Below are 25083 nucleotides of genomic sequence, written 5' to 3'. Positions count from 1 at the left end.
ATAACGAAAGTACTATTTTATGATATTAATTGCCGTAAAAATTTGAACAGATGTTAATAAAGGTGTTAGAATATAATTCCAAATTTAAAACCCAAAGCAAAATTAAATTCAGTTGTATCATCTCTTCCTTCTAAATAAGCGTTTTCAATGATAATGAAATGCGAATCTTCATAATGATCGCTCAAGCGATCTGTTTCAGGATTGTATGCTAAGTTGGGGTTTTTGAAGGTCTTATTTCTAATGCCAAAGCCGGAATACAGATCTATAAACATGCGTTTACCAATAGGGAAATTTAGGCCATATTTTAAGTTAACTATGTCAACTGACTTTTGTACTGCGATGGGTTCGTTAATATAGTAATTTATATCTTGGTTAGTTCTGTCGTAACTGATATTCTTATTATAGTATTGTCTAATAAAACGGGCTTCAAGACCAATGTATTCATTTACTCTTGGATTGTCAATTAGACTTATAAGGTTATAATATTTTACTTCATACCTAAAGGAACGTCCTTTATTTTTAACCAGTTTAAAGTTTGAGTCATCGCGTAGTTTTTTTGTATAAATAGTAGCGTATTCTGCACTAATACTAAAATTTTTTAACGGAAAATATTCAAAACCAAGAGATATCATAGGTTGTGAAAATAAATCTATAGCGAGCAATGGTGACGTGTAAATAAACGTTGTATGTTGCTTAAAATCAATAATTTTCTCTTTAGAAATCTTGAATTCATTAGTGGTCGAATCAATTTCAAAAAGCATATGCCGTTTATAAGTAAATCGCTTCTGATTGGTTAAATCTATCAATAAGCCAACACCTAATGTTGCAGGTATAAAGAGGTTACCATATAAGAGACCAGATACTTTTCTTTTAAATGTAAAATCTGATGAAATGCTGTCATTCTTTAATGTGAACCTTAATGAGTCTTTTGAACGTTCTGGGAAAATTTTCGCCTTTCCTTTATCTATAAGTATACTACTGTTTTCTAACTCTACTGTTGTATTTTGTGGAGCATAAATATTAACTTTAGTATGTCTGCCATTAAAAATAGTAGCACATGAGTTGAGCATTAACGCGATTAAAACGAGAACGATTACATTTTTCAAATTTGAAGATACTGGTTGTTTTTATAGATGGAAAAAGCACCTAAAGGTTGCGTTAATTTTTAGGTTATATTTTACAACATTAATATATAATTGAAGGTTCTAAATATATAGGTTATTTTAGCCTAGTCTTTGTTTTATGAAAAGACATCCAAATCAATTGTATATGGCAACAAATCAAGAGCTTATTGACAAATTAATTGAGAAGTTAGAGCTGCTTTTTAAAAAGCAAGCCGAGTTTTCTTCTGAAATTAATAGTCTAAAAGAGGAATTGTATCACTTAAAATCAGGTTCCGTTGAAGATAAAATTGTTTCAAAAATTGAGGAAATTCAGCCAGAGGAATCACCAGTAAAAGATTTAAAAGAGGTCGTAGAACTTATCACTGAAGCTAGCGAATCTGTTGATCATAAAACGCAGCCTATTTTAGAAACCGAATATCAAGCTGAACGTGTTGTAACTGAAGAAAAAAATATAACGGATAAAAAGCCAAAATCGAAATCGAGTATTGAAAAGTTTATTGGTGAAAATCTTTTAAATAAAATCGGAATTATCATTACTGTCATTGGTGTGGCAATTGGTGCTAAATACTCCATTGAAAACGAATTAATAAGTCCATTAACACGTATTATCCTTGGTTATTTAACAGCTATTGGTTTATTAGGGTTTGGTATTAAACTAAAAGAAAAATATGAATCTTACAGTGCTGTTTTAGTCAGTGGGTCGATTGTCATCCTATATTTTATCACCTTTTTTGCCTACAACTTTTATGATTTGATACCTCAGGTTTTCGCGTTTGCGCTCATGGTGATTTTTACGACATTTACGGTCGTAGCTGCCATAAGTTATAATAAACAAGTCATTGCTCATATTGGTTTAGTTGGTGCTTATGCGGTTCCATTTTTACTGAGTACTGGCTCTGGGCAAGTAGAAGTGCTGTTCAGCTACATGGTGATAATTAATATTGGGATATTAGTACTTTCCTTTAAGAAACATTGGAAATCATTATACTATTCAGCCTTTATGTTTACATGGCTCATTTTTGGATCGTGGTTCTTTGTTGAATATTATGAAGACGAACTATTTAGTCTGGCTTTAACTTTTCTAAGTTTATTCTTTATTATTTTTTACATCACATTTTTAGCCTATAAAATGCTTAAGCGTGAAGTCTTTAAAGGAAGTGATGTTGTCTTGTTACTACTTAATTCGTTTTTGTTTTTTGGATTTGGCTATGCTATTTTAGAAAACCATGAAACAGGTTCGCAACTTTTAGGACTATTTACCCTTGGTAATGCTGTGATTCATTTTATAGTTAGTGTCCTTTTTTATAAGATGAAATTAGGGGATAAAAACCTGTTTTACTTAGCTTCGGCAATGGTTTTAGTCTTTATAACCATTACAATTCCTGTGCAATTAAATGGTAATTGGGTGACGCTTTTATGGGTGAGTGAGGCTACTTTATTATTTTGGTTAGGACGAACAAAAGGGATTACCGTGTATGAGAAACTATCGTACCCATTGATGGTGTTAGCCTTTATTAGCCTTCTAGAAGACTGGTCTAATGGTTATAGTTTATATTACACTATTGATGCAGAGAATAAAGTAACTACTATTTTTAATATCTACTTTTTAACTTCAATGTTGTTTGTTGCTGCATTTGGCGTTATCGTTTGGCTCTCTAGGAAAGAAGATTATGCCTCTGCTTTAAAGCCTAATTCTATTTGGAACCGTTTATTCACTTACTCCATTCCTGCAATATTATTGTTTAGTGCTTATTACGCCTTTAGATTAGAAATTGAAATGTATTGGGATCAGATATTTTATAATTCTCAATTGGTAATTCCGACAGAAGACAATTACGATGAAACTTTTAGTAATTATGATTTATTCGACTTTAAAATTATATGGATTCTCAACTATTCTTTACTGTTTACGGCATTATTATCTCTGATTAATTTCAAGATTATAAAACACAAATTATTCGAAAAAATCGCTTTAGCGTTAACAGTTGTTAGCATTTTTGTGTTCTTAACACAAGGCTTACTTATTCTAAGTGAATTAAGAGAGAGCTATTTAAATCCTTCAGAATATTTTGCACAAAGCAGCTTTCATTTATGGATTCGTTATGTGAGTTTTGTCTTTTTAGCACTAGCATTATATACCTGTTATAAATTTATTAAGCGTGAAGGCATTGCCAAAGGCTATAAAATCGGCTACGATATTATACTTCATGTTTCCATAATCTGGGTATTGAGTAGCGAGCTTATTCATTGGATGGATCTATCGGAATCTACGCAATCGTATAAACTTGGGTTGAGCATACTTTGGGGAGTGTATTCGTTCTTATTAATTGCTTTTGGAATTTGGAAAAACAAAGTCTATTTGCGAATTGGCGGCATGGCTTTCTTTGCAATTACCTTAGTAAAACTATTCTTTTACGATATTGTACATCTCAATACCATTTCAAAAACCATAGTGTTTGTGTCGCTTGGTGTGTTACTTTTAATCATTTCGTTTTTATACAACAAATACAAAAATCAAATTTCAGATGACGTTAACAACTAGATTATTTATAGTTTTTCTTGTAGGTTGTACTTCATTTTGTGCTGCGCAAATTGAATCTTATAATTATAAAAGAGAACTAAATGAAGTCAATGACGAGTGGCATAAAGTTGCTTTGCCAGATGCTGTATTCGGAAAAGTGAAATCAGATTTGTCAGACCTTCGAATTTATGGAATAACCAAAACAGATACCATTGAAGCTCCGTATTTATTGCAAGTGCTTTCTGAGAAAATAGTGAGTAAAACCATTTCATTTGACATCATCAATAAAACGAAAGGAGCCAATGGCTATTATTTTACATTTCAGTTAAATTCTGAAGACATTATTAATCTGATTCATCTAAATTTTAAGGAGCAAAATTTTGATTGGAGAATCGAATTGCAAGGCAGCCAGAATCAACAAGAATGGTTTACAATTCTTGAAGATTATAGAATTATGTCTATTAAAAATGAAACGACCGATTTTAAATTTACCAATCTAGATTTTCCGGATGCTAAATACCTTTTTTTAGACTTTTAGTGAAACAAAAAGACCAGCCAGAACTACAATCAGCGCAACTTTTTAAATACGAAATTACCGAAGGAAGTTTTGAAAATCATGCTATTAAGACTATGGCAATCACAGATGATAAGAAACAAAAAGCGACCGTAATTAATTTAGACTTAGAACAATCGGTATCCATAAGTCAATTACATATTGACGTTGATAATACCTTTGATTATTACAGACCTTTAAAGATTGAATATAAAAGTGATAGTGTAAAAACCGAAAAAGGGTGGAAATACAGTTATAGAACGATTAAAAATGAAACATTAAATTCACTTGAAGCCAATCGTTTTAAAATTTCAAATACGATTGCGAAGGATTTAAAAATAACAATTTACAATGGCGACAATCAGCCGCTAACCATAAAAGATATTTCTGTAAAAGGTTATGAGCATCAATTAGTGGGACGATTTACAGAACCAGCAAATTATATGTTGGTTTATGGTAATCCCGCAGCGAGAACACCAAATTACGACATTGCTAAGTTTGAAACTAAAATACCTAAAGCATTAAAAGCTTTAAAAATAGGAGCAGAGCAAGTAATCATAAAGCAAAAACAAGAAAAAGTTAAGCCACTATTTGAAAACAGTTATTGGCTTTGGGCCATTATTCTTGTTGTGATTTTGATTCTTGGTGGCTTTACATTGAAGATGTTGAAGAAGAGCTAGTCTTTTGCTATTCACTAACAATCTTCCCATCAACCATAGTCAACTTTCGGTCTGCCATTTCTGCTAATTCGTGGTTGTGAGTTACGATGACAAAGGTTTGATTCATTTCATCCCTCAATTTAAAGAATAAATTATGAAGTTGATCTGCAGATTCGCTATCTAAATTCCCTGAAGGTTCATCAGCAAAAATGATATTCGGACTGTTAATTAAAGCTCTAGCGACAGCCACACGTTGTTGCTCTCCACCAGACATGCTGTTGGGTTTGTGATGAATGCGATCCTTTAAACCTAAATAATCTAACAATTCGATAGCGCGCTTTTCGGCATCATCTTTTGATGTGTTATTAATAAACGCAGGAATACATACATTCTCTAAAGCAGAAAATTCTGGTAATAACTGATGAAATTGAAATATAAAACCAATGTTCTTATTTCTGAATTTTGCTAAATCTTTATCATTTAAAGTTTTAATAGACTGATCGTTTATAATCAGTTCAGTATCTGACTTATAATCGGGTTTATCTAAAGTACCTAGAATTTGAAGCAGCGTCGTTTTACCGGCACCAGAAGCGCCAACAATAGAAATGATTTCACCTTCTAAAATAGTTAAGTCTACACCTTTTAAGACTTCGAGATCTTTATAGGCTTTCTTAATTTGCTTTGCGGAAATAACAGTTTTACTCATACGATGTGAAAGTACTACTTAATGCCTAATTTTACAATACTAAGAATCAGATTTATTAGGATTGAAAATAGATTTCATACCATTAAAGTCAATAAAATATTGCAATCTAACAGAAAGCGTGTGCTGCATAGGTTGCTCAAATAAGGTATCAACACTTTCAGAATAGTTATACTCAGCGAGCGTGTCTAAATTAAATAATTGATTGCGGTATAAAGCCGTTAAAAAACTTCCTGGAGCAAATTGCCAAGAGTAGCTTAAATCGATATTCCAAGTGCTAAAATTAATATCAGGATCACTACTAATGTTGTCTAAGGTATAACCCGAAGCTGTCGTTAATCTACCAGAATCTAATAACGTAAATAAGTCGTCGTCATATTTTACGGTATCCCAATAATGTCTAAAACTTAATGCTATAGATTTGTAAGGGTTAAATGCGTAGTTAACAGACACACTATTAGTTATAATTTGTCTGTTGCGTTCACCGAAAATAGGCTGATTATCTTCCTGAGTTGCAAAACCGCGTCCGCCATTAGTAAAGTCATAGTAAAATTGATATATAAATAGAAGTTTGTCATTGAGTCTTAAGCGTGGTTCAACTTCGATATCATAATTAAATAAATCTCTACCATCTTCAAACATTGACCCAGCATTCACTCTAAAATCGAAAGCAAAAATTCGGTTGTAATTTGAAGAAATCCAACCTCCTGCACTCGTATAATTTTCATAAATAAAAGGTCTGCCATCTCGAGATTCAAAGTAATCGTTTTGTTTGCCTGGCTCAGCACTTAAGTTAAAACCAAAACCATCTAAGTTGGTTGTGGTGGCTTGATATGAAGCTCCCAAATTAAATTGAGCGTACACATTAGGCTTTGCTAATCTATTGTAATTAAAGTAGGTACTAACACTATAGTTATTTAAATTCCCGCTTGGCTCAAAAGTTTGATACGAGATATCAGAGCTAAAATTATTGTAATTATTTCGCAATAATAAGCCTAAATCATTAATGTCGAATTTAGTGTCGGCAAAACTGTGTTCTAAGCTATAGCGTAAATTACCATGAATTTTAGCCAACTTTAAATAACTACTAAAACCGGTTTCACTATTGGTGTTTTGGTAGTTTACATTGCTCATTCGTAAATCTGTTGCCACACTATAGGTGTTCCGTTTATTAATGATATTTGCAACCAAGGCAGTAGCATTAGCATCTCTAAAATGGCCTTCTCTCAGTACATTAGTGTTAATTAAACTTACGGACGAATTACCATTAAATTGTTGGTCTACCACTAAGATATTGTAATTAGCAAATGGTTCTACAACGGCATTCCGTTTTTCATCTGTGACTGAGTTTTTAATGGTAGCCGTTGTTTTTTCTGTAATTGCATTAAAGAAACCGATACCTAAGCCATTTTTAGTTCTACCAGAAACTTTTACGGCGTTTAATACCTTAACTTCATTAGGTGAAGTGACGTCTTCATTTTCATCAAGACTAAGCTGTCCACTTGGTCTATTTCCAATTCGTCTAGAAAAAACAAACCTCCTTTAGAAAATAAATCGACACCTTCGGTAAAAAATTGACGTTGTTCAGAGAAGGTTTGTTCAAAAGGGCCAAGATTTAAAACAACATTATCAAATCCTGCTTGGCTAAAATCAGGAACCAATGTCGCATCTAAGGTGAAATTATCTGTGAGTCCGTATTTCACATCCATTCCAAATTTTAAATCTGTATTTGTGTCTCCATCATAGTTATTTACAATTCCTGTTGTAAAAGGGTAGAGGTTGAGCCTAACGGGAGGTTTTACGTCTTTAAGACCTTTAACTTCGGCATGGTATAATCCGGAATAACCTTGAGTTGGATCAATTGGATTCCAAGTATATCGCGATCTAGAGCGTCTAAATTCTCTATGAAATTGCATTCCCCAAGTAGGTTCGTCTTGGTCTGCGAATCGCAAGGTACGATACGGAATTTTCATTTCTACAATCCAACCGTCGTCCACAATTTTTACAGCGCTGTCCCAAACGGCATTCCAACCAAAATCCTCGCCAATAGTTGGACTTTGAATAGCATCAGCTTGCTGTCCAGAACTAAAAACATAAAAAGCGGTGTCGTTTTGGGCGTCGTTATTGGGATTTAGTACTAATATAAAGTAATCTGTCTGACCAAAATTATCTCTATTGGTGAGTTGTTTCATTATTTTAGAAGGGTCGTCATAAAGATAAGCTGCAACATAAATAGCTTTATCATCGTACGTCATTTTTACTTCTGTACGTTCGTTGTGCGGAGCTTCTTTTCCAATTTCGGGTCTATTTGAAAGAAAACCTGTGGCCATTTCTGCATTTTGCCAAATTGCATCATCTAAAATGCCATCTATTTTAGGTTCTAATGCAGAACGCTGAATATTTAATGTTTTTTTATTTTGAGCAATACTAGAAGTAGCAATGCCTAATACGGTAAGCAAAAGAATTAAAGAACGAGCGTTCATAAATGGTTTTGGTCGTTTAGAATAGGATATAGATGTAATTATTTAGCGGTTGTTACATCGATATTTACAAAATTAAGTTCTCACGTTGAGCAACGTTCTTAATTAAACGTTAAAATAAAAGACATCACTTACCATTTGTAGATTTAAATTTGAAGATGGCAGTCTATTTTATTTGGAATAATTATTGCTCTATACACATTAGTAATTAATACATTATATGAATAAATACAAAAAATTAGGAATAGGTCTTCTTTTAGACGCTTTAGGTATGGTCTCGTTTATAATTCCTGGAATCGGTGAATTTTCGGATATCGTTTGGGCACCAATTTCGGGATGGTTAATGACCAAGTTATATGCAGGAAAAGCTGGTAAAGTCGCAGGAGTTATCACTTTTGTAGAGGAAGCATTGCCTGGCTTTGACGTGATACCAACATTTACACTAATGTGGTTTTATACTTACCTTATAAAAAAAGATACACAGGAAATAAAAGCATAAAAAAAAGCACTCAAATTGAGTGCTTTTTTTTAATTTAAAAAGATATTTTAGTTGACATCATATGTAAACGTCACATTGGCATCTATAGCTCCATTTGCATTAGTTACGTCTCCATCACTTACACCGCTTCCAGTTTTGTTTGGCTCATGTATTAATTGAACTACTAATGTATTGCCTGTTGAAACAGCACCAGAATTAAATGTTGTAGCTACACCTATTGGATTGCCATCACTATCCAAATCAGTATACGTTACAGTACTACCAGCATTATTTGTGGTATATATGTAAAACACTTGGTGATCTAAAGCTTCTTCTAAAACTTCTAAGGTAATATCTTCAGCAGGATTTTCAAGTTCGTTTAAAAATTGAATTTCACCAACATATTCTGTGTCAGCTAAAATACTTCCTTCCATAGTATAAACAGGAGCATCTGGTCCTTCACCATCTAAATCCTGACTTTGAAGTACTACAATATCACCAAAAGCATTTGTTAACTCTAAACGAACGGTTGTAATTACTTCTTCTTCATTAACAATTTTAGGCGCGTCATCATCAGATGAACAAGATACTAATGCAGATAAACTTAATATAGATAAAAATAGGTGTTTAATTGTTTTCATGTTTTTGATTTTTTTTAATAGTTATATTGTAATTGTAACATTATATTTCTTCCCATGTCATCAGCAAAATAACGAAGGCGATTTAAGTAAGCTCTATAGTTAGTGTCTAATAAATTATTTACGCTAAGAGCAATATTTAGATTGGTTTTATCTGACGTTTCTAAAGTAACTTCAGAATAAAAGTTTAACAACTGATAAGCACTTGGAGGTGTACTTATATCGACTAAAACTGTTTCGTTTGTTGAGGCGATGTACGTTTCAAAGTTATTATCTGGATATTTGGTTTGTTCAAAAGTCCAATCACTCGTCAATGACGCAGAAAATTGTTTCCAATCGTTAGTGTAAGTTATACTGTTTCGAGTATTAAATGCAGGTATATTTATAAGCGATCTATCATTTTCAATATCATTTCCTACGGTGTAAGATGTTTTATTTGAAAAATTAAAATGTTCATTAATAGTATAGTTTACACTTAAATCGATACCGTATAACTCGGCATTAGTTTGTAAATATTGCCAAACAGGAAAAGCGCCTCTAATGGTTTGCTCGATACCTGTTGGTTCTATATACATATAATCATTAATGTGATTATAAAAAGCTTCAGTTGTTAGGTTAAACTGTTTTGAATTATAGATGTAACTCGCAGAAACTCTATTAGAAGTTTCTTTAGTTAACCTTAAATCTCCCAATTCAATTCTAGCAGCAGAGTGGTGCAAGCCATCACTAAATAATTCTGAAGGATTAGGAGGTCTGCTTGATAAGCTATAGTTTCCTATAAAACTATGATGCTCGTTAAGCTGGTAATTAAACCCAGCTGAAGTAGAAAAATTATGATAATCAAACACAGGGTTTACTAGTAATTGTGTACCTAAATCATCAATAATGAGATCCGAAAAATCTTCGTCATAACCACGTTCTTCCCAACGTGATGTGAAATAAAATTTCTTTGCATCAATACGATTGAAATCATAGCGCAAACCAAAATCTAAAGTCATTTTAGAATTTAAACTATGTTCTGTTGTAGCATAAATACCAAAATCAAACTTATCATAATCTGGAATTAAGCGTCTAACACCCGTATCTGGATTTGCAAAATTATTTTGATATCTACCCATAATTCCAAACTTCAATTTATAGTCAGAAAGTGCATCTAGCACAATGTCTGAAGATAAAGTATGGGTTTGAAGTTTGAGGTCTAAAGCGGCTTTATCTCTATCATCTCCTACACGAATATCATATTCAAGACGTTGATTATTTTGGTAATCGTATTGTAAATTTACTTTTCCAAAATTATTAAAACGTTTGTAATACATGGCTTTTGCAAGCTGATGTGTTACATCTTGTTTAGGTGCGTTTATATCATAACTAAAATCTTCTATCACTAAAGGCTCTAAACTATTGATAGCGCTTACTAAATCTTCAATATTACCAATGTGAGAAGCTTTAAGAATACCTATTTCATTATTTAAGTAACTGTAAAAGACTTCAAATCCAGACTCAAAATTTTGCTTTCCACCACGAAAAGTAAAACCTTTAGAATTAGATCCCGTATTGGTTAATACATAATCTGGCGTTTCAAAATCACCATTTTGTTTTAGCGATCCTTGCACAGATGCAAACCAACCTTTTTTAGTGTACTTATTTAACTTTGTATTTGCTGAATAACCTCTTCCATTAGACTGACCACTTAGTGTAGTTTTTCCAAACAGTGTATCTTTTAAAAACACACGATCGGGATTTACAACAACAACACCTCCTATAGCATCACCTCCATAAGCGAGTGCTCCAGCACCTTTTATAACGGAGATTTGAGATGCTGCATTAACATCAATATTAGGAGCATGCTCAATTCCCCAATCTTGGTCTTGTAATCTTACATTATTATTTAACATAATTAATCTACTACTGTGCATACCGTTAATCATAGGTTTAACGATAGAACTCCCAGTATTAATAGAAGAAACTCCAGCAACTTCCTTAAGCGCGTCTCCAATACTTAGAGCAGAATACTTTTTTAGAGTATGCTCTTTAAGTACGGTTTCTTGGGCTGTTTTGGTTTCCTTTTTATCAACATGTGCTATTACTGAAACTTCCATGAGTTCCTCAATGTGATGTTCAATTAAAATGGTTTTAAAAGTATCACTGTTGATTTCAAAACTTACAGTTTTAGTTTCACAGTTGGCATGAGAAATAGTTAATGTTAAGGTGCCTGCACATAGATTTTCAATTTTGAATTTACCATCGAAATCTGAAATTAAATACGTATCACTTTCTTTAATGTAAATAGTAGCAGATTCTATTGGTGTTCCGTCATGAAAATCTTTGAGTTCGCCTAAAAATGTATAATTGCAGTTTTGACTGTAGCTAAAGCAAGATATAGCCATAACTAAGCCAATAATTATTGGTTTCATTTAAATAGATTTATTAATGTATTAGAAAATTTAAAATTCTAACCCAACTGAGGCGGACCTCTAACAAACCTTGTTAATTGCTGATAATTATTTAAAGAAATATAATATGAAGATAACTGCTTAGTTGCAGTTATTTGAGGTATTATCTCATAGTTATTAAATACGAGAAATAAATTGTTGGTAAGCTTAAATTTATAAAAGTCACAATCTAAATCAGACTCATGAAAGTGAGTTTTAAGCTCATTATCAGAATCGCAAACTTCATGTGTATGGTGATTAAAAGCGTGTGTTAATTTTACAGCAGAAGGCAACAACACAAAAAGCACTAGCATAATTGCTAATGTTTTAAATAGTGATGTTATTACTGTATTTATTTTCAATCTAAAAAGCGTTTTAATCCAAATCTCCTTAACATTTTCTTTTCAAATTCCCAGAAAAACTTGAATTGCCCAAAAAACCATCCAAAGGTTACTAACAGAATCTGATAGAAAATAAGCCCAATGATAAGGAATAAAAACCAGTAGAGTATAGGATTTAAGTTTTCTTTAGTAATTCCTATTAATTTTATAACTGGCCTTCCAATAACTAAAGATGATGTTCCTGTAAAGGCGAATACCATAAATACGCGGATCATTTCCCATTTATAATCGAGAATCCATTTCTTTTCAAGTTTCTTAAATATGAATAAGGTTAGTTTTAATAACAAAAAGAAAATAAAAAGAGCTCCAACGATGGTTAACGTTAATCCGTAATTATCTAAAAAATCCGTTTGAAATCTTAAACGCAGAATATCCCAAAATAACTAAACCAAAAAAGGGAAATAACAACTGCCAATTGTGTTGAATTTCCCAATGTTTTTTAAATTTTTCCATAGCACCAATGTCGTGATGCAAAACTAGTAAATTATGAGGATTTTATATCCTAAATTCTAGGTGTAAACGATGAAAGTTGTTGTTTGTATTTTATTTGAAAGTATATAAAGTAATTATAGAGTTTATAATTCACTTCATAACCATAATCTGTACGTGTATCGTAATCTATACGAACCTCATAAAGATTAGGGTCATAAACATGAGGTTGAAGATTTCTTTGATTCCAGCCTTGTACTAAGAGAGCATTTCTCGATTCTAAAAATTGTTGTGAATAATGCCCCTCAGGTCTTGCTGTACTTAATAACCATGAGTTAAAGCCTGGCTCTATAATAAGGATTTCATAATCGTTTTCGTCACTGCTTATGGAAACGGTGTCACTTTTTACAAAGCTACTTTCGTTTTCGTTATCAATTGTTGGGCTGTAATTGTAAGATTTACAGCTCGCAATTAAAATTAGGATAATAATGAATGGGATAATCTTTCTCATAAGAATTAAAGGTATTAAAAAAATGTTAGTGTTTATAAAGTTTTACTTCGATTTAACACCGTAAAGAAACAGCAGGTTTATAATTGTTACAATCTAAACTAAGTTAACTAACCTTTTGAATGCGTCATCCTATCATTTTTGAAAGTGTGGATTATAGAAACAAAAAAAGCAGTCCGTTATAACGAACTGCTTTATAATTATATGTGAAGAATTTTATTTACCGAACATGCCGCCTAAAAGACCACCAATTCCACCGGAATTTTTATTTCCTCCTAAAACCATACCTGCGACATCATCAATAACGCTTCCGTCACCATCTGCATCTAATATTTTTTCTAAGAAACTTTGTTCGTTTTGTGAGCTACTTCCACCAAGTAAACCACCTAAAAGGCCACTGATATCTGATTGAGAACTGGCATTATTCTGACTCGCTTGTTTACCTAGAACACCCATTAAAATCGGAGCTGCTACTTTTAGAATATTAGCCACAGAACCAGCGTCTAAGCCTGCTTTCTGACCAATGACTTGTTCTACACCTTGTTGTTTGCTGCCTAATACATGACTAAGAATTTTAGCTCCATCATTTTTTACATTATCATCAACACCACCGCCAAATAAACCACCAAGGTTATCTAAAATGCTTCCGTCATGTTTGCTACTTAATGCGCCCATAAGTCCTGCTGCACCTTCTGGAGTAGAAGCGTTACGCTCCATAGCTTTCATAAGTACAGGTAATGCCATTGTTAATACGCTACTTGTTTTATCTTGATCTGTTCCTGTAGAACCAGAAACACCACTAATGATGGTTTTTCCAATATCACTGTTCAATAAATCTAAAATTCCTGCCATTTTGTTATATATAATTAAGGGTTAAAAAATATCATTTCAAGGTACAAAAAAAAGTCCCACGATAGTAGGACTCATTTTATTTGATTTGGTCACATTTTTTATTAACCAAGAATTGTAATAATCTGTTCTGCTAATTCTGTACCAATTCGATCTTGCGCTTCATTAGTTGCAGCTCCTGTATGAGGAGTTAATGATAATGCCGGATTCATTAATAACTGAATTTCTGGTTGTGGTTCTTTTTCAAAAACATCTAATGCAGCTCTAGAGACTTTACCACTTTCTATCGCTTTAACAAGAGCAATTTCGTTAACAACTCCACCACGTGCAGCGTTGGCGATAATGACACCATCCTTCATTTGGTTGAATTCAGCTTCATCAATCACATAGTCTTTTTGTGCTGGTACGTGAAGTGTTAGAAAGTCCGCTTGTTTTAAAACATCTTCTTTTGAAATGGTAGTGATTTCAAAATTCAATTTTTGACCATCGAAGAAATCCAATTCTAAATTCGCTTTTTCTAAAAATGGATCAAAGGCAACAACTTTCATTCCTGCTCCAATAGCCACTTTCGCTGTAGCTTGTCCAATACGTCCAAATCCTAAAACACCTAAAGTTTTACCTTTAAGTTCAGTTCCTTTAGCGTAAGCCTTTTTTAAATTTTTAAATTTAGAATCTCCTTCTAACGGCATATCACGGTTAGAGTTATGTAAATAACGTGCTAAACCATAAAAATGGCCAAACACCAACTCTGCTACAGAATGAGAAGACGCTGCAGGAGTATTAATAACATTTAATCCTTTACTACGTGCATAGTCTACATCGATATTATCCATACCAACACCACCACGACCTATAATTTTTAGGCTAGGGCAGTTGTCTATTAAATCTTTACGTACTGTTGTTGCGCTTCTAACTAATAAAACCGAAATTTCGTTTTTGTTGATGTAGTTTTCTAATTGTTCTTGTGCAACTGTTGTTGTGATGACTTCGTAACCAGCTGCTTCTAATGCATTAATTCCACTTTGAGAAACTCCGTCGTTTGCTAATACTTTCATTTTCCTATCCCTAACTCTTTCCTAAGGAAAGAGAACTGATTCGGGTAATTTTATAGTTAATATTAAATTTTATTTTTCTTGCTGAAAAACTTTCTTTTTATTGCGTCTGAGTGAGCACTGAATACTGCTAACTGAACACTAAAATTTAAGCCTTACTTTCTAATTCGCTCATCACTTCAACTAGTGCTTTTACACTATCTAAAGACAATGCGTTATACATCGATGCTCTGTAACCACCAACACTTCTATGTCCATTGATGCCGTTGATACCAGCTTCTTTTACCATAGATTCAAACGTTTCCTTTAGGTTTTCATTTTCTAAAGTGAACGTCGCATTCATTATAGAACGATCTTCTTTAACTGAATAACCTTTAAATAGAGGATTTAAATCTATTTCAGAATAGATTAATCTCGCTTTCTTTTCATTTTCTTTTTCAATAGCTTTGATACCTCCTAAGTTTTTCAACCATTCTAAAGTCAACATAGAAACATAAACAGCAAATACAGGAGGTGTATTAAACATACTTCCTTTGCTAATGTGTTCTTTGTAATTCATCATTGAAGGAATCTTACGCGATACTTTACCTAAAATATCTTCTTTTATTACCACTAAGGTTGTTCCTGCAGGGCCCATATTTTTTTGAGCACCAGCATAGATTAAATCAAATTTTGAAAAATCTAACTGACGCGAAAAAATATCACTACTCATATCACATACCATAGGAATCGGCGAGTTTGGAAAACTCTTCATCTGAGTTCCAAAAATGGTATTGTTAGATGTACAGTGAAAATAATCGTAATCTTCAGGGATATCGTAACCTTTAGGAATGTAGTTGTAGTTGGCACTTTTAGAAGATCCTATTTCGTAAATATCATCGTAGATTTTAGCTTCTTTAATCGCTTTATCTGCCCATGTACCTGTATTTAAATAGCCTGCTCTTTTTTCTAATAAGTTTAAAGCAACCATTAAGAATTGTGTGCTAGCACCACCTTGAAGAAATAACGCCTTATAACCCTTACCCTCAAGTCCTAATAACTCTAAAGCTAAGGATCGTGCATTTTCCATAACATCAACAAAAGGTTTGCTACGGTGAGAAATCTCTAAAAGCGAAAGCCCATCGTCAAAGTTTAAAACTGCTGCTGCTGCTTGTTCCATTACCGATTTTGGTAGTACACATGGACCTGCACTAAAATTGTGTTTTTTCATTTTATTCTGAATTTAATTCAAGATTTTAACAAATTAATCTTGAATCTATTATTTTTAAACAGATACAAAGGTGCTAATTAATTGCCTAAATTATGTTATGAAATTGATAATTTTTAGGCTATATTTTTAGCAAGAAATCAACAGTATCTACATTATCTGCATAATCCCAAAGTTGAGGATTTTGAGTTTCTCCAAATGTAATTTCATTATCTGTAAACCCATTAGCAACGATACACTGTATTTTGTCTGAATCTGTTTCTAATTTATGTTGTAATTCTGCGATGTCGTTATATTTTTCGTAAAACAACGTTGCTATAGGAGAGGAGTAGCTAGCATCTTCCTTTATCATTAGGAAGCCATTTTCTAGCATATCAAACTCACTCATTAAATAAACTGCTTTATTATAGTCGTAGTTATTAGCGTACTTAGATCCATCTATAATAGGGTGCCATTTGTAAATTGCATTAAAAAATGCATCAAAATTATACTCTTTTGGTATAAAGAATTTAGATACATTTCTACAGCCCAAACCGTAATACCTAAAAATATCATCAGATAAAGCTTCCAGTTCTTCTTTAGTTTCGTTTCCTGTTAAAATCGCAACCGAATTCCTGTTTTTTCTAATTATAGAGGGTTTGTTTTTAAAATAATATTCAAAATAACGCGCTGTGTTATCGCTTCCCGTTGCAATAACGGCGTCGAAGTTTTCTAGTTTTTCTTCTGTGAATTTAATTTTACCTTTAAAATCAGGCTCTACAACCTCTAAATATTTGGCTAAATATGGAAGTATATGTTTGTCGTTAAACGATTGTTTTACTAATACATTATGCCCAGATATTAGCACACTTAAGAAATCATGAAAACCAACCAAAGGAATGTTTCCTGCCATAATTATGGCAACAGTCTGTGAGGTGGAAGTGTTAAAGTTGTACTTGCTTATCCATAGGTTAATGTTTTTATTAGTCAGTGCGTTAGACCAATTACTTAACGTGAAAGCGATATTTTGTTTTGTAAACCAACCATTATGTTCTTCTGCTAATTTTAATTGGTGTTTAAAGCCGTCAAAAAACAATTCATTGGCTTCTACATTGTTGTTTTTTATGCTTTCATTTTGTTGAAATTGATTTAAAAAGGCGCCTAATTTTACAAATGCGTTAATTCTTTGTTCTAAATCCATAATGGGTTTGGTTATGCGATGTTTTGGCTTTATTTTTGCAATTGCAAATTTAAGCAAAGCAAATGAGCAAGAAAAGTTTTGATTTTGATAATAAGTTAAATTTATCAGATTTAAATGTGACTCGTTTTAAAAACAAATAAAAAACACAAATTACTATGGCAATAATAATCACAGACGAATGTATTAATTGTGGAGCTTGTGAGCCAGAATGTCCTAATACTGCTATTTACGAAGGTGCTGATGATTGGCGTTATGCTGATGGTACAAGTTTAGAAGGAAAAGTAGTACTACCAAATGGTAAAGAAGTAGATGCAGAGGAAACACAAGAACCAATAAGTGATGAAGTGTATTACATATCACCAGATAAGTGTACAGAATGTGTTGGTTTTCATGAAGAGCCACAATGTGCAGCAGTGTGCCCTGTGGATTGTTGTGTGCCAGATGAGGATCATGTGGAAACTGAAGAGGTTTTATTAGGAAAACAGAAATTTATGCATCCTGATGGTTAAGTCGAGGCTGAAATTAATTCAATATAAATAATTGAAATAGAGATTTAATTGAATCCCGAGTCCTTGACTTGGGATTTTTTTATGTTCAATTTTTAGTGTAACCTACTAAGCTATACAAAAGCACTATAACCCGTAATAGCTCTGCCAACAATTAAAGTATTGATTTCCTTAGTGCCTTCATAAGAATATATGGCTTCTGCATCAGCAACAAAACGCGCAACATCGTACTCTAAAAGTATACCATTACCTCCCATAACTTCGCGTGCTCTACTTACAACATCTCTTGTTCGCATAGAACAGAATACTTTGGCAAGTGACGCGTGTTCGTCTGTAAGTAAGCCTTGATCTTGTAATTCTGAAAGTCTATAAACCATGGCCTTCATTGCTGTGAGATTAGCTAGCATTTCTACTAAATGGTTTTGAATGAGCTGAAACTTTGCAATGGGCTTTCCAAATTGCTCGCGTTTCTTTGTGTATTTTAAGGCACTTTCGTAAGCTCCTCTCGCACAACCTAGAGCTTGCCAAGCGACACCAGCACGTGTCATTCGTAATACTTTGGCGGTGTCTTTAAACGAATTTGCTTTTTGTAAGCGGTCACTTTCTGGAATTTTGCAATCGGTAATAGTAATCAATGCATTTTGGACGGTACGTAAAGCCATTTTGTTTTCAATTTTCTCTGCTTTATAACCTGGGTTTCCTTTGCGCATTAAAAACCCTTTAGCTTGATTATCATCCACGTCTCTTGCCCAAATAATAATAACATCTGCAAAAGTGGCATTTCCGATCCATTTTTTCTGACCATTTAAAATCCATTCGTTACCAACTTTTTTACAGGTAGTTTCCATCCCACCAGCAACACCGCTTCCTACATTAGGTTCTGTTAACCCAAAAGCGCCAATTAGTTCCATTTTTTGCATTTTTGGTAGCCATTCTTGTTTTTGTTCCTCGCTTCCGCAGAGGTAGATTGAGCCCATGGCCAACCCACTATGAACACCAAAAAATGTAGAAATTGATACATCAACACGTGCTAATTCCTCAGCTATAATTCCTTCCATTATAAAAGGTAGGTTAGGACATCCATAGCCCTCGTAAGCCACGCCACAAATATTCAATTCTGCCATTTTTGGAATGATATCCATTGGGAATTCGGCTTTATTCCAATAGTGATTTGCGATTGGTTCGATCTCAGTTTCCATGAAACTGCGGACTTTCATCTGTATGGCACGTTGTTCTTGATTCAGTTTTAAATCATAGTCATAAAAATCACCATCAATAGGTGGTAATTGGTGCTGACCTTTTTTTGCTTTTTCAGTCAACATTTTCATTAATCCTTTGAGTTGATTATCGTCTAACTCACCAACCGATTTCATAATTTTAGGTAAATCTATCTTTTCTGAAATCTCTCCCAATTCTTTGAAGTCTACTTGCTTCATTAAATGAGTGATTTGCTTTATTTTTCTGAAGAATTTCATTTTATAATTTTTATTTATAGCCAACAGTTGGTTTCTAAGATTTATCCAAGATAACTAACACAACTTAATCGGAGTTGCTCTATTGAATATTATTTTAATACGTTAGGTTATTTGTACGAACTATAAAATGTAAGGTGGTTTTAAAATGATGTAATTATAGAGCCGTTTTATAGTATTAACTAAAATTGCTTTTATGTGTTCTTTCGAGTTTTCGGGGTCAACGATTGTTGCAAACGTCAACTATTCTGTGTTTTGTTGATAAGGAGATTCAACATTGAGATTAGAGGTGTCTGAGTCTAAGGTTTTTATTTATTGCTATTATTTTTACAGTAAATCTAGCTTGGACTATCCTAAATATAATAATTTGAAGTCATTAGTATTTAAAAATAAGTTAATGAGTCAGTTGGTTTAGTGGGTATTAACAATTATCAACTTAAAATCGCTGTATAAATACTTTGACTGAACTCAATTTTAATGAAAAGAAAGGTAAAAATTGAAGTGTACACTTACACGTAAATTTTCCCTTACAAGTTAAATGTTATGGACAGAATAAAGTTTTATGTATCACATAATTTAGTTTTATTATTTAAGTTTTTATTATTATTTTAGTCCTTAAAAGGGAGGTGTTTTTGTTTTAGGTATTCTAAAATTTAGATCAATATCCACAAATCATAGAGGGTTTTTAACATCACAATTATTTTATCGAATATTTAGTTTAGGAGATTTTTTCGTTGAAAAAATAAAATAATCCTATTGCAATTACAATAATGTTTTAATTACATAATTTAGTCCACTGTATATGTCTCTAATTTTATAAAATGAAAAATATGAACTTTCACCTTTTACTTGCGGATGATGATATTGACGATTGCGACTTTTTTAAAGAAGCTATTGATGAAATTGGAGAATTAACACTATCTGTACTAAATGATGGCGTTGAACTAATGAATTTTTTACTAACGGACCCCATTAATCATCCTAACTTAATTTTTCTAGATCTTAATATGCCTAGAAAATCAGGTATGGAATGTATGGTTGAAATAAAGGCGATTAATAAATTAAAGAATATTCCTATTATTATTTACTCTACATCTTTAGATAGAACTGTTGTTAGCCAGCTTTATGATATGGGAGCGCATCATTATATTCAAAAGCCTGGAGAATTCGCAAACATAAAAAAAGTTGTTGAAAAGGCAATTTCATTATTCACTAACACTAATTTGGAACTACGTTCTAGGGATAAATTCATTATTCAACCATAACTATTGCATGAGTATTAAAGAAGAAGAAGAGCATATTTTTTTAAGAGGAAGGGGAGAAATGGGGGAACTCATTAGAGCTAGAGATTGGAGTAACACACCACTTGGTGACCCAGAAGTTTGGCCGCAATCTTTAAAAACAATGGTGAGTGTAATGTTAAACAATCCCTTAGCTATGTGCATTGCTTGGGGAAAAGAGTTGACTCAAATTTACAATGATGCTTATATTCCTGTTTTGGGAGCCACCAAGCATCCAAAGGCTTTGGGAGGCGGCTCAAGAGAAACTTTTTCTGAAGTTTGGGATCGTATTGGTTCTGCCTTCGATGGTACAATGGATGGTGAAGCGGTTGGTTTACCTAATTTTATGCTGCCATTACATCGAAATGGTAGTGTTGAAAACTATTATTTCGATTTTGCTTACAGTCCTATACGATTGGAATCTGGTGAAGTAGGCGGAGTGTTGGTGACCGCTATAGAAACCATTAATAAAAAGAAAGTTGAACATGATTTAGAGAATAGTAAAGATGAACTCAAATTTGTAATTGAAGCAGCACAACTAGCCACGTACGATTATAATCCTCTCACAAATAAATTTTCTTGTAATACGAGATTAAAAGAGTGGTTTGGTTTGGCTCAAAAAGAACAAATTGAACTTTCGGAGGCTTTAAATGTTATTTCAAAAAAGGATAAAGATCGTGTGTCTAATGCCATTTTGGATGTTTTGAATTACGCATCAGGTGGACACTACGATGCAGAATACACCATTATAAACGAACTCACCAAAAAAGAAACCATAGTACATGCCAAAGGTAAAGCTTGGTTTAATGAAGAAAAAATTGCGTATCGATTAACAGGAACTGTAGAGGATGTCACCAACCGTGTGTTGGCAAGGAAGAAAATAGAAGAAAGTGAACGCAGTCTAAGATTAATGATTCTTCAGGCTCCTATAGCTATTGCAATTTTAAAGGGAGCCGATTACAAAGTGGAAATTGCCAATAAGTATGCTTTGGAATTATGGGGAAGAACAGAAGATGAGATGCTTAATTATCCCATTTTTGAAGCCATGCCAGAACTCAAAACACAAGGGATTAAAGAATTAATGGACGGTGTTTTAAATACAGGTATTAGTTTTTCTACACCAGAACGTGCTATTGAGCTTTTAAGAAATGGAACTTTAGAAACGATGTATGTTGATTTTTCTTATGAAGCGCTATATGATACTCAAGGGAAAATCAATGGTATTATGACCATCGGAAATGATATTACACCCCAAGTAGAAGCAAGAAAAAAGGTGGAAAAAAGTGAACAGAGTATACGCGCTTTAGTAGAAAGTGCACCTTTTCCAATTGGAGTTTTTGTTGGTGAAGAGATGCGGATTTCACTTGCTAATCAATCCATTATGGATGCTTGGGGAAAAGGACACGATGTTATCGGTAAATTATACACAGAGATATTACCAGAATTTGACAACCAACAAATATTTAGTCAAATACGCAAGGTGTTACGTACGGGAATTGCTTTTCACGCGAAAAACCAAAAAGTTGAAATTATACAAAATGAAGAATTAAAACCCTTTTACTATAATTATAGCTTTACTCCATTGCTAGATGTTGAGGGTAATGTCTATGCAGTAATGAATACCGCAGCCGAAGTTACCGAGTTGCATGAAGCTAAACAGAAAGTAGAAGAAAGTGAAAAGCGATTTAGAGATTCTGTAATGCAAGCACCACTTGGTATTGTTATTTTTAGAGGTGCTGAGAACATTATTGAAATGGCAAATAAAAATTATTTGAACATTGTCGATAGAACAGAGAAGCAATTTGTTGGAAAGCCACTTTTTGAAAGCCTACCCGAAGTTAAAGAAATTATAGCTCCAGTAATTGAAGATATTTATAAAACAGGAAATGCCTTTTATGGTTACGAATTCCCTGTCTATTTAAACCGTAATGGTAAAACGGAGGTTCGCTACTTCAATTTTGTTTATCATCCATTAAAGGAAAACAATACTATTACAGGTATTATGGTTGTCGCTTCGGAAGTTACAGCAACAGTAGAGGCAAAACATATTATAGAGGAAAATGAAGAGAAGTTAAAGCTTATTATAGAAGCAAGCGAACTTGGTATATGGGATTTAGACCTAAAAACCGAATACATGTTGGCCTCAGACCGTTGCTATAATATTTTAGGCTTTTCTAGCAATAATGATTTAACACAAGAAAAATTGATTTCTCAGGTACATCCTGAAGATGTTCATCTTAGAGTTGATGCCTTTGAAAAAGCATATAAAACGGGTGTCTTACATTATCAGATAAGAATTATATGGGAAGATCAAACCTTGCATTGGAAAGATGTAAAAGGGAAAGTGTTTTACGACGAGCATAATCAGCCAGAACGTATGCTGGGCACCGTAAGAGATATTACAGAAGAGCGGAATTTTCATCAGCAATTATTGGATCGAGAAGAAAAATTTAGACTACTAGCTGATTCTATGCCGCAATTCATTTGGACGTCAGATCCGGAGGGTAATCTTAATTATTTTAACCAATCGGTTTATGATTTTTCTGGGTTAACATTAGACGAAATTATGAAAGAAGGATGGCTACAAATTGTACATCCAGACGATAGGGAAGAAAACATTAAAGTTTGGACAGAAGCTATTAATTCTGGTAAAGATTTCTTGTTAGAACATCGATTCCGTAAACATAATGGAGACTACCGTTGGCAGTTGAGCCGTGCCATACCGCAAAAAGATGCAAATGGTGTTATTAAGATGTGGGTAGGTAGTAGTACGGATATTCAAGAGCAAAAAGTATTTACAGCTAAACTCGAAAGTATGGTGCAACGAAGAACCAACGAGTTAGAAAAGAAGAATTTAGATCTCGAAAAAATGAATAAAGAGTTACAATCATTTGTGTATATCTCTAGTCACGATTTGCAAGAGCCTTTGCGGAAAATACAAACCTTTGCTTCGCGAATAAAAGAAAAGGAGTTAGATAGATTATCAGATAGTGCTAAGAATTATTTTTCAAGAATGCAGACCTCTGCATATCGAATGCAAAATTTAATTCAAGATTTAATTGCGTATTCTAGAACCAATGCTCAAGAAAGTACATTCGAAATTTATAACCTTCAAGACATTATTGATGATACTAAAGAAACCTTAAGTGAAGAATTAGAAGAGAAAAAAGTGGCTTTCGAACTTGAAGATATTTGTGATGTTCGCATTATTCCTGTACAATTTCAGCAAGTAATCTTAAATTTAGTTAGCAATTCCATTAAATTTTCAAAAGAAGGGACAGCAATTATCATTAAAATTAGTTGCGAAATATTAAAAGGGAATAAAACAGGTGTTCCTTCTTTAAAAAATGATCGTACATACTGCCATATTCGTTTTTCTGATAATGGTATTGGTTTTGAGCAACAATACCACGAAAAAATATTTGAAGTATTTCAGCGTCTGCACAGTAAAGAAGATTATTCTGGTACAGGTATTGGTTTGGCTATTGTAAAACGAATCATAGAAAACCATGATGGGTTTATTACAGCGAGAAGTGAGTTTAATAATGGAGCTATTTTTGATATTTATCTTCCTGAAGCATAAATTGTAGAAAGGAAAAATTAACTTCGCACTTTACTTGGTGTCACTAATTAAACCGAGTTATTTAATATAATGACCAATTACTATGAAACAAACTGAATTTTTAGAAAAAAATATATTTATTGATTTGAAAAATATAAACGATAGCTCTGATGAGTCTATTCATTATTTTTCTGAATCTGATTTTGCAACGGTTCTTAAGAAGGCAGAACATTTTGGTCTTAGTATCTACAAGATTGAGCCTTTGTTAGAAGGTGAGGTGTTTGATGTTTCTAGTCATGACGATTATAAAAAGAAAGCAACGGACCCAAAATGGTATACCAAAGCGTTTTCAGATCTTAAAAAGCGTCAAGAGGGATTAGTTTATTCTGCGACTTATAAAGTTTCTAAAAAATTATTAGAGCGCGAGTAACAGTCTAAGAAGTAAATGCACAATTGATTTTATTTTATATTTTGAGTTTATGACATACCAAGAAGATTTTATTGTTTTTTGGGAACAAGTAAAAAAAGTATTAGCAAAGGTACTTTTGCTAAATTAACGATGGCAAAAACCATTGGTAAGCCTGAGTTAAAAAATATTTTTATAAGGCCAATTTATTCGGATGATGAATTTATGGTTTTGCTTAAATATCGGTATAGGCTCAGGGAAACAGAAGATATTGAGGAGGAGCTTACTCTAGTTGAGTCATTAGATGTTGTGAAATCACATTTAAAAAGCTCTTTTTTATCTGTTCTATTGTTTACTACTGAAAAGGATGTTGTTTTTAAGGTGAATAAAAAAGGTATTGGGAGTATTTCTGAAAGTTCCCCGACTTTTAAAAATGTAACACAGGCTTAGATTATGTAAAAACTAGGAGTTTATTTACTACTAGATACAAAATTATAATGTCAATTTTTTATTTTCAAAACACAGGGTTCAATGTGTTCTGAATCCTTTTTTTAATAGTTGACTTCGTGTTTGAGTGGATACAAATCATTGAAAAGGATTCTCGTCATACCTGAATCGCTAAGCTCTAAATTCTAAGAGCAAT

At 32.9% G+C, this 25083-nt stretch carries 21 protein-coding genes and 1 pseudogene; 9 read left to right on the top strand and 13 right to left on the bottom strand.

What is annotated here, in order from left to right; genetic code table 11:
* Window positions 1–65 precede the first annotated feature (65 nt).
* On the bottom strand, window positions 66–1106 hold the full coding sequence (locus ADIWIN_RS19125) for a hypothetical protein (protein ID WP_152487300.1): 1041 nt from the start codon (window positions 1104–1106) through the stop codon (window positions 66–68).
* A 163-nt stretch (window positions 1107–1269) separates the two neighbouring features.
* Between ADIWIN_RS19125 and ADIWIN_RS19120 the strand changes: the two genes are divergently transcribed.
* Genes ADIWIN_RS19120 through ADIWIN_RS19835 form a run of 3 tightly spaced genes read left to right on the top strand, consistent with a single transcriptional unit; the run spans window position 1270 to window position 4878 of the window.
* Window positions 1270–3666: a DUF2339 domain-containing protein gene (locus tag ADIWIN_RS19120; protein WP_020896305.1), complete on the top strand. Its 2397-nt coding sequence runs from the start codon at window positions 1270–1272 to the stop codon at window positions 3664–3666.
* Window positions 3650–4183 carry a hypothetical protein gene (locus ADIWIN_RS19840; protein WP_020896304.1) on the top strand — a complete coding sequence of 178 codons (534 nt, stop codon included), beginning with the start codon at window positions 3650–3652 and terminating at the stop codon, window positions 4181–4183. Before ADIWIN_RS19120 ends, ADIWIN_RS19840 begins: the two co-directional genes overlap by 17 nt.
* On the top strand, window positions 4183–4878 hold the full coding sequence (locus ADIWIN_RS19835; protein WP_020896303.1) for a DUF3999 family protein: 696 nt from the start codon (window positions 4183–4185) through the stop codon (window positions 4876–4878). Before ADIWIN_RS19840 ends, ADIWIN_RS19835 begins: the two co-directional genes overlap by 1 nt.
* A gap of 7 nt (window positions 4879–4885) precedes the next feature.
* Here ADIWIN_RS19835 and ADIWIN_RS19110 read toward each other — a convergent pair whose 3' ends face one another.
* Together ADIWIN_RS19110 and ADIWIN_RS19105 are read right to left on the bottom strand one after the other, a co-directional pair.
* Window positions 4886–5563 carry an ABC transporter ATP-binding protein gene (locus ADIWIN_RS19110; protein ID WP_020896302.1) on the bottom strand — a complete coding sequence of 226 codons (678 nt, stop codon included), beginning with the start codon at window positions 5561–5563 and terminating at the stop codon, window positions 4886–4888.
* A 39-nt stretch (window positions 5564–5602) separates the two neighbouring features.
* Window positions 5603–7890: pseudogene (locus ADIWIN_RS19105) on the bottom strand (DUF5916 domain-containing protein).
* 370 nt (window positions 7891–8260) lie between these two features.
* Here ADIWIN_RS19105 and ADIWIN_RS19100 point away from each other — a divergent pair.
* The gene (locus tag ADIWIN_RS19100) at window positions 8261–8539 is read left to right on the top strand and encodes a hypothetical protein (RefSeq protein WP_020896299.1); all 279 of its coding nucleotides are present in this window, start codon (window positions 8261–8263) and stop codon (window positions 8537–8539) included.
* Window positions 8540–8586: 47 nt separating this feature from the next.
* On the opposite strand, the gene ADIWIN_RS19095 is transcribed toward ADIWIN_RS19100, so the two are convergent.
* From ADIWIN_RS19095 to ADIWIN_RS19055, 9 genes are all read right to left on the bottom strand, one after another.
* Window positions 8587–9159: a hypothetical protein gene (locus tag ADIWIN_RS19095; RefSeq protein ID WP_020896298.1), complete on the bottom strand. Its 573-nt coding sequence runs from the start codon at window positions 9157–9159 to the stop codon at window positions 8587–8589.
* A gap of 14 nt (window positions 9160–9173) precedes the next feature.
* Window positions 9174–11570, bottom strand: coding sequence for a TonB-dependent receptor (locus tag ADIWIN_RS19090; protein ID WP_020896297.1), 2397 nt, complete (start codon window positions 11568–11570; stop codon window positions 9174–9176).
* A gap of 38 nt (window positions 11571–11608) precedes the next feature.
* A complete protein-coding gene (locus ADIWIN_RS19085) occupies window positions 11609–11950 on the bottom strand; it encodes a hypothetical protein (RefSeq protein ID WP_051155502.1) in 342 nt (113 codons plus the stop codon).
* Window positions 11947–12276 carry a DUF6787 family protein gene (locus tag ADIWIN_RS19080; RefSeq protein WP_235047156.1) on the bottom strand — a complete coding sequence of 110 codons (330 nt, stop codon included), beginning with the start codon at window positions 12274–12276 and terminating at the stop codon, window positions 11947–11949. The genes ADIWIN_RS19085 and ADIWIN_RS19080 overlap by 4 nt, the downstream gene beginning before the upstream one ends.
* 215 nt (window positions 12277–12491) lie before the next feature.
* Window positions 12492–12929, bottom strand: a complete 438-nt coding sequence (locus ADIWIN_RS19075; protein ID WP_020896293.1) for a DUF6146 family protein — start codon at window positions 12927–12929, stop codon at window positions 12492–12494.
* Between the two features lie 213 nt (window positions 12930–13142).
* Window positions 13143–13778: a DUF937 domain-containing protein gene (locus ADIWIN_RS19070; RefSeq protein ID WP_020896292.1), complete on the bottom strand. Its 636-nt coding sequence runs from the start codon at window positions 13776–13778 to the stop codon at window positions 13143–13145.
* Window positions 13779–13879: 101 nt separating this feature from the next.
* A complete protein-coding gene (locus tag ADIWIN_RS19065) occupies window positions 13880–14830 on the bottom strand; it encodes a D-2-hydroxyacid dehydrogenase (protein ID WP_020896291.1) in 951 nt (316 codons plus the stop codon).
* 145 nt (window positions 14831–14975) lie between these two features.
* The gene (serC, locus tag ADIWIN_RS19060) at window positions 14976–16037 is read right to left on the bottom strand and encodes a 3-phosphoserine/phosphohydroxythreonine transaminase (RefSeq protein WP_020896290.1); all 1062 of its coding nucleotides are present in this window, start codon (window positions 16035–16037) and stop codon (window positions 14976–14978) included.
* A gap of 118 nt (window positions 16038–16155) precedes the next feature.
* Window positions 16156–17214 carry an acyl-CoA reductase gene (locus ADIWIN_RS19055; protein WP_020896289.1) on the bottom strand — a complete coding sequence of 353 codons (1059 nt, stop codon included), beginning with the start codon at window positions 17212–17214 and terminating at the stop codon, window positions 16156–16158.
* 155 nt (window positions 17215–17369) lie between these two features.
* Between ADIWIN_RS19055 and ADIWIN_RS19050 the strand changes: the two genes are divergently transcribed.
* Window positions 17370–17723, top strand: a complete 354-nt coding sequence (locus tag ADIWIN_RS19050; RefSeq protein ID WP_020896288.1) for a 4Fe-4S dicluster domain-containing protein — start codon at window positions 17370–17372, stop codon at window positions 17721–17723.
* Window positions 17724–17833: 110 nt separating this feature from the next.
* On the opposite strand, the gene ADIWIN_RS19045 is transcribed toward ADIWIN_RS19050, so the two are convergent.
* Window positions 17834–19195, bottom strand: coding sequence for an acyl-CoA dehydrogenase family protein (locus ADIWIN_RS19045; protein WP_040757750.1), 1362 nt, complete (start codon window positions 19193–19195; stop codon window positions 17834–17836).
* Between the two features lie 827 nt (window positions 19196–20022).
* Between ADIWIN_RS19045 and ADIWIN_RS19040 the strand changes: the two genes are divergently transcribed.
* The 4 genes from ADIWIN_RS19040 (at window position 20023) to ADIWIN_RS19025 (ending at window position 24890) form a co-directional block, all read left to right on the top strand.
* Window positions 20023–20457, top strand: coding sequence for a response regulator (locus ADIWIN_RS19040; protein ID WP_020896286.1), 435 nt, complete (start codon window positions 20023–20025; stop codon window positions 20455–20457).
* A gap of 7 nt (window positions 20458–20464) precedes the next feature.
* On the top strand, window positions 20465–24055 hold the full coding sequence (locus ADIWIN_RS19830) for a PAS domain S-box protein (protein ID WP_020896285.1): 3591 nt from the start codon (window positions 20465–20467) through the stop codon (window positions 24053–24055).
* A gap of 124 nt (window positions 24056–24179) precedes the next feature.
* Window positions 24180–24464: a hypothetical protein gene (locus ADIWIN_RS19030; protein WP_235047155.1), complete on the top strand. Its 285-nt coding sequence runs from the start codon at window positions 24180–24182 to the stop codon at window positions 24462–24464.
* A gap of 78 nt (window positions 24465–24542) precedes the next feature.
* Complete coding sequence (locus ADIWIN_RS19025) at window positions 24543–24890, top strand: hypothetical protein (protein WP_235047154.1); 348 nt, start codon at window positions 24543–24545, stop codon at window positions 24888–24890.
* Window positions 24891–25083 lie beyond the last annotated feature (193 nt).

This window comes from Winogradskyella psychrotolerans RS-3 (assembly GCF_000427335.1).
Lineage (GTDB): Bacteria > Bacteroidota > Bacteroidia > Flavobacteriales > Flavobacteriaceae > Winogradskyella > Winogradskyella psychrotolerans.
The sequence above is the reverse complement of the archived record's forward strand: the minus strand, read 5'-3'. Positions and strand labels throughout refer to the sequence as shown.